5 protein-coding genes are annotated in these 6127 nt (G+C 71.1%); 4 read left to right on the top strand and 1 reads right to left on the bottom strand.

What is annotated here, in order from left to right:
- The 3 genes from AB0J08_RS40785 to AB0J08_RS40795 form a co-directional block, all read left to right on the top strand.
- Positions 1 to 555, top strand: a 555-nt coding sequence (locus tag AB0J08_RS40785) for a DUF4097 family beta strand repeat-containing protein (RefSeq protein ID WP_360645002.1), incomplete at its 5' end; no start/stop codon positions are given.
- A 54-nt stretch (positions 556 to 609) separates the two neighbouring features.
- A complete protein-coding gene (locus AB0J08_RS40790; protein WP_360645005.1) occupies positions 610 to 1413 on the top strand; it encodes an alpha/beta hydrolase in 804 nt (267 codons plus the stop codon).
- A gap of 125 nt (positions 1414 to 1538) precedes the next feature.
- Positions 1539 to 2009 carry a GNAT family N-acetyltransferase gene (locus AB0J08_RS40795; RefSeq protein WP_360645008.1) on the top strand — a complete coding sequence of 157 codons (471 nt, stop codon included), beginning with the start codon at positions 1539 to 1541 and terminating at the stop codon, positions 2007 to 2009.
- A gap of 144 nt (positions 2010 to 2153) precedes the next feature.
- Here AB0J08_RS40795 and AB0J08_RS40800 read toward each other — a convergent pair whose 3' ends face one another.
- A complete protein-coding gene (locus AB0J08_RS40800) occupies positions 2154 to 2933 on the bottom strand; it encodes an SDR family oxidoreductase (RefSeq protein ID WP_360645011.1) in 780 nt (259 codons plus the stop codon).
- Positions 2934 to 3319: 386 nt separating this feature from the next.
- Between AB0J08_RS40800 and AB0J08_RS40805 the strand changes: the two genes are divergently transcribed.
- Complete coding sequence (locus AB0J08_RS40805; protein ID WP_360645014.1) at positions 3320 to 5953, top strand: RICIN domain-containing protein; 2634 nt, start codon at positions 3320 to 3322, stop codon at positions 5951 to 5953.
- The last annotated feature ends 174 nt before the right edge of the window (positions 5954 to 6127 follow it).

Consider the following 6127-nt stretch of genomic DNA (forward strand, 5'->3'; position numbering starts at 1 on the left):
GCCTCCAAGAGCCGCGACATCAAGGCCGCCGAGCAGATCACCGTCGAGTACCTCGCCGGCGTCCTGCGGATCGCGGCCGCACCGGCCCGGAACCGGATCCTCGGCAACTCCGGCGCCGTCGAGATCACCGTCCAGCTGCCCGCCGGCTCCCGCGTCGAGGCCAAGACCGCCGCCGCCGAACTCCGCGGCGTCGGCCGCCTCGGCGACGTCACCTTCGACGGCGCCCAGGGCACCGTCAAGCTCGACGAGACCGCCGATGCCCACCTCACCCTCCAGGCCGGCGACATCACCGTCGGCCGCCTCACCGGCCCCGCCCACATCACCACCCAGAAGGGCGACCTCACCATCGCCGAGGCCCACCACGGCACCGTCGAACTGCGCACCGAGCACGGCCGGATCACGATCGGCGCCGCCCGCGGCGTCTCCGCCTCCCTGAACGCCGGCACCAGCTACGGCCGGATCGACAACTCGCTCAACAACACCGACGGCGCCACCGCCGCCCTCACCATCCACGCCACCACCGCCTACGGCGACATCACCGCCCGCAGCCTCTGAAACACCGGCCCGGCCCCCTCCCGCTCCACCCCTGACCCTGGAAGAAGGCACAGCATGACCAGCAAGCAGTCCGCCTGGACCGGCACCGTGGAGTTCGAGGACACCGCACTGGCCGTGACCGACACCGGCGGGCCCGGCCGTCCCGTGGTCTACCTCAACGGCTCCTACGCCGACCAGTCGCACTGGCGGCGCGTCATCTCCGAGCTCGGCGGAGACTACCGGCACATCACCTACGACGAGCGCGCCCGTGGCAAGTCGAAGCGCTCGGCGGACTACTCGTTCGAGGCGTGCGTCCGTGACCTCGACGCCGTCCTCACCGCCAGGGGCGTGGAGCGGCCGATCCTGGTCGGCTGGTCCTACGGCGCCATGCTCGCCGTGCACTGGGCCGCCCGGAACCCGGAGCGCGCCGTGGGGGCGGTGTCCGTGGACGGCGCCCTGCCGCACGAGTGGCTCGACGACGCCACCAAGGAACAGATCCGCAAGCTGTTCCGCCGGATGAGCCCGCTGTTCCCGATCGCCCGCCCGCTCGGCCTGGCCGCGCGGATGAGCGCCGCGCAGCACGCCGAGATCAACATCGAGGCCAACGAGCTCTGCGCGCCCACTGCCCTCGACCCGGTCCTCGACCGCCTGACCGTGCCGACCCGGTACGTGCTCGCCACCGGCGGCAACCTGGGCGGCGACCCGAAGCTGATGGAACAGATCCGGGCCAACCTCGACCCGGTCCTCGCCCGCAACCCGAACATCCGGGTCAGCGCGAAGGTCGCGAGCAACCACTCCAAGATCCTGCGCAACGACTTCCGCGCCGTCGCCGACGCCGTTCGCGAGCTCGCCGTCGCCCCCGCCCACCAGGTCGCCTGAGCCGTGACCGCCGGGTCGAGGCGTGCGGACGACGATGTCGGCGGTGTGCCCTGTTGCCGGTCTGCCATCACGCTTGAGCGGGACCGGAACCGCTCCGGCATCGCCCGGCATGGGAGGCTGGTCGGATGCCGATAGCCCTCCGCCACTTGGACGCCCCGCTCTTCCCCGCCTGGCTTGAGCGCAGTCGCGCCGAGTACGCCGAAGACCTCATCGCTACGGGGCGAACCCCCGATGAGGCTCACCGGCACGCGGAGGAAACCATGGCCCGCTCTTTCCCCTCCGGTACGCCGAGCCCGGGGCACGCGGTCTTCGACGTGGTCGATGACGCCGGGGAAGCCATCGGCTACCTCTGGATCGGACCGGACACGAGCGACGATGCCGGCGCCTGGTGGATCTGGGACATCGTGATCGACGCCGACAAGCGGGGGCGGGGCTTCGGGCGAACGGCCATGGTCCTCGGTGAGGAGTACGCCCGGCTGCAGGGCGCGCATACGCTCGGACTCAGTGTCTTCGGGTTCAACACCGGTGCGCGCGGCCTCTACGAGTCGCTCGGCTACGAGACGACCTCGGTCAAGATGCTCAAGCGACTCGGCTGAGGTTCAGGCGACGCAGGAGCCGAGGCTCGCACGGCAGATCCTCGCTCGGGTGAGCGAAGGGCTGTGGGGTTCCGGGACGAGTGATCCGAGGTGCTGCCCCGGCCGATCCGGCGTCAGTGCCCCGGTACCGCCGCGGGCGGCGGATCACCCACCCGTGATCGGGCCGAGGTAGGTACCGCCGGAGACGTCGATGGTCTGGCCGGTCACCCATCGCCCCTGCGGGCCCGCCAGGAAGCCCACCACATCCGCGATGTCCTCCGGTACGCCGATCCGTCCGAGCGCGGTGATCGACTCCAGTCCGGCCACCGCCTCGGGAACGCCGGTCCACCCGGCGGTCATGTCGGTCAGCACCACACCGGCTTCGACCGTGTTCACGGTGATCCCGCGCCGGCCCAGCTCGTTGGCCAGCGACGGGCCCAGCGCGGCCAGCGCCGCCTTGGTGACGGTGTAGCCGATCTGGACGGAGTTCGCGATCCGGGTGGCCGCCGAGCCCATGTTGACGATCCGTCCACCGTCGCGCAGCAACGGCAACGCCCGCTGGACCACGAAGATCGGCGTGCTGACGTTGACCGCCAGAAGCCGCTCGAACTCCTCCTCCGTGAGCTGACCGATCGAGCTGACCGAGTGGATGCCCGCGTTGTTGACCAGGATGTCCAGGCCGTCCGCGGCGTGGTCCGCAAGTCCGGCGGTGAGCCCCTCGAACAAGCGGTCCACCGCACCGCTCTCGCCGAACCTGGCCTGCACCGCGAACGCCCGGCCACCGGCCTCGGTGACCAGCGCCACGGTCTCCGCGGCGGCCGCGTGGTTGCCGCCGTAGTGGACCGCGACCAGTGCCCCCTCCGCGGCCAGCCGCAGGGCGACCGCCCGCCCGATCCCGCGCGAGCCGCCCGTCACCAGTGCGGTCCTGCCGTCCAGTTCCCCCACGATCACCGCTCCCCTCGTGTTGCTCGGCCGGATCCCCGACCGATCCCGAGTAGATCCGAAGTTCCGCCCCGTCGAAGGAACGAAGGTGTCCAGGATCAGTTCGGGACGACCGACCTGAACACCCTTCGATCGCACTGTACGTGGAGACCGACGACGAGATCAGGGGAACGCGGTGGCTGGGCCGCCCGCCTCTTCGAGGCAGCGGACGCCGACGTCCCCTTGGGTGCTGACCGACGTCTCCCCACCCCGAGGTGACCTCGAAAAGAACTTCGCGGCTCGCGGCAACCCTTGGCGGACCTGCGGCAACAAGGGAGTGGATCCGGCCGGTTCGGGCTGTCCGTGTCCGCCTTTCCCTCGTGAACAGTTCGCAAGGAGAACGTCTACCCATGAGCAACCCCACAAACGGCGGGCGCCGCGGGCGTCACCGCCGCCGCTGGACCGCCACCGCGCTGCTGCTCGGTGTTCCCCTCGCCGTCGTGCCGTACCTCCTGTTCACGCACGAGGACTCCCAGGCCGCGACGGTCGAGGACGGTGCCTACTACAGGCTGCTCTCCGTACGCAGCGGAAAGGCGCTGGACGTCAACGGCTTCTCCAGCGCCGACGGCACCCGCATCCAGCAGTGGACCGACCAGAACACCGCCAATCAGCAGTGGCGGCTCAAGTCCACCGGGGACGGCTACTTCGAGCTGGTGAACCGCAACAGCGGCAAGGTGCTGGGCATAGCCGGCGACTCGACCGCCCAGGCGGCTGCCGCCGAGCAGCAGACGGACCGGTCCTCCGCCTCCCAGCAGTGGCGGATCGGCAATGTGAGCGGTTCCGACGCGGTCACCCTCACCTCGCGCAAGAGCGGCCAGGTCCTGGACGTCTCCGGAGGCTCCTCGGACCAGGGCGCCGCGATCATCCAGTATTCCGGCAGGAACAGCACCAACCAGCAGTGGAAGCTCGTGAAGACGCCCGGGACCGGCGGCGCGCAGACCGACGGGAACGGGTCGTACGCGTGGAAGAACGCCCAGGTGGTGGGCGGCGGTTACGTCACCGGGCTGGTGTTCAACCCGAAGGAGAAGGGCCTGCTGTACGCCCGCACCGACATGGGCGGCGCCTACCGCTGGGACACCGGGGCCGAGCAGTGGCTCCCGCTGACCGACTGGATCGGCGAGAAGGACTGGAACCTGCTGGGCATCGATGCGCTCGCCACCGACCCCGTCGACCCCGACCGGCTCTACCTCGCCGCGGGCACCTACACCAACGACTGGGCCGGCAACGGCGCGATCCTGCGCTCCACCGACCGCGGCCGCACCTTCCAGCGCACCGACCTGCCGTTCAAGCTGGGCGGCAACGAGGACGGCCGCGGGGCGGGCGAACGGCTGGTGATCGACCCCTCGAACCACGACACCCTGCTGCTGGGCTCCCGCAAGAACGGCCTGTGGCGCAGCACCGACCGCGGTGTGACCTGGAGCCAGGTCTCCTCGTTCCCCGTCAAGGACGGGGCGAGCAGCGGCGGGGGCATCTCCTTCGTGACGTACGGCCCGGCCGGCAGCCGGACGGTGTACGTCGGCGTCGGTGACAAGTCCACCTCCCTGTACCGCTCCACCGACGGTGGCAACTCCTGGCAGGCCGTCTCCGGGCAGCCCACCGGTCAGCTGCCGCAGCACGGCGTGATCTCCGGTGACGGCTCGCTGTACCTGACGTACACCAACGCCCTCGGACCCAACGGCGTGACGGCGGGTTCGGTGTGGAAGTACACGCCGTCAAGCGGAGCGTGGAAGAACGTCTCCCCGTCCCAGGGCAGCTACGGGTTCTCCGGTCTGGCCGTCGACCCGCAGCACCCGGCCACGGTCATGGTCACCACCCTCGACCGCTGGTACCCCTCGGACGAGATCTACCGCACCACCGACGGCGGCACCACCTGGAAGCCGCAGTCCGAGAAGACGGTCCGGGACGCCTCCGGCGCCCCTTACCTCGGTACCGGCATCGGGCACTGGATGACCGCCCTTGCCATCGACCCCTTCGACGCGGGGCACGTGCTGTACGGCACCGGCAACGGCATCTGGCGCAGCAAGGACGCCGCCGCCACCGACGGCGGTGGCACCAGCCACTGGATCGCGGGGGCCCGGGGGCTGGAGGAGACCGCGCTGCTGGGCGCGATCGCCCCGCCCGGCGACGGCGCTCTCATCACCTCCATGGGCGACCAGGGCGGCTTCCGGTACGACGACCTGACCAAGGTGCCCGCCGGACGGCTGCCGAACCCGATGATGTCCAACAGCACCGACATCGACTTCGCCCAGTCCAACCCCTCGATGATGGTCCGCGTCGGCCGTGGCGGCGAGCAGGACGGCGCCTACTCCACCGACGGCGGCCGTAACTGGACCGGCTTCAAGGCGGAGCCGGTGGGCAGCGCCGACAGCGGCCACGTCGCGCTCGCGGCGGACGGCTCCACCATCGTCTGGACCGAGGCCGGTCAGGCCCCGTACCGCTCGACCGACAAGGGGGCGAGCTGGTCGAAGGTCAACGGCCTGGGCACCGACGCCGTGGTCGTCGCCGACCGCTCCTCGGCCAACACCTTCTACTCGCTGTCCGGCGGCGCGCTCCTCGCCAGCACCGACGGCGGCGCGACCTTCACCGCCCGCGCCACCAACCTGCCCTCCGGCCGGCTCGCGGCCGTCCCCGGCGTCGCCGGGGACCTGTGGATCTCCGGCGGCGACAAGGGGCTGCTGCACTCCACCGACGGCGGCCGCACCTTCACCACGCTCACCACGGTGAAGTCCGCCTCCGCCCTCGGCTTCGGCAAGGCCGCGCCGGGCGCCTCCTACCAGGCCCTGTACCTGATCGGCACCGTCAAGGACGTCACCGGAGTCTTCCGCTCCACCGACAAGGGCGCCACCTGGCTCCGCGTCAACGACGACGCCCACCAGTGGGGCAACTTCGCCGGCCTCGGCGTCATCACCGGCGACCCCGACACCTTCGGTCGCGTCTACATCGGCACCAACGGACGCGGTCTCCAGTACGGCGACCCTTCCTGACCCCGACGCCCTAGCGGGGCCGCAGGCACAACGGCCTGCGGCCCCGCCATGGCTACCGGAACGCGCTTCGTCGTCACGGCTCCTGGCACCGGGCTGTCCGGGGTCGAGCCGAGTGGCTGGGAGGGCCAGCGCCTCCAGCGAGGCGGGGGCGGTGTCGGCGTCGGCGGGCAGGGC

It is taken from the genome of Kitasatospora sp. NPDC050463, assembly GCF_040655255.1.
In the GTDB taxonomy this organism is placed as follows: domain Bacteria; phylum Actinomycetota; class Actinomycetes; order Streptomycetales; family Streptomycetaceae; genus Kitasatospora.